This window comes from Lachnoanaerobaculum sanguinis, from assembly GCF_033242365.1.
Lineage (GTDB): Bacteria > Bacillota > Clostridia > Lachnospirales > Lachnospiraceae > Lachnoanaerobaculum > Lachnoanaerobaculum sanguinis.
This window is the reverse complement of record NZ_BTHK01000079.1, coordinates 1-302: the sequence shown is the minus strand read 5'-3', so window position 1 is coordinate 302 and position 302 is coordinate 1. Positions and strand designations below refer to the sequence as shown.

At 34.8% G+C, this 302-nt stretch carries 1 pseudogene; it reads left to right on the top strand.

The features are described 5' to 3' along the window. Positions 1-302: pseudogene (locus SBH76_RS13615) on the top strand (IS1634 family transposase); the annotation flags it as partial.

The window sequence follows — 302 nt, the reverse complement described above, 5'->3', positions numbered from 1 at the left end:
CAACTTATTTATGCAAGGGTTATATCACCATGCTCTAAGTCAAAGACAGCCTCTCATGTCTTTCCATACATTTACGGCAGCTCTACAATCTCTGAAGACCAAGTATATGACGGGTGTTCTTTCATAGGAGAGTCTTATAAGAAGTACATTGATTTGTTTAATCACTCTTATGAAAAGTATTTTAAAAGAGATTTAAGCAATGTATTTTTCGATTGTACTAATTATTACTTTGAAATTGATCTTCCTAGCGATGACAAGCAAAAGGGACCTTCAAAAGAGAATAGGCACTCTCCGATAATAGG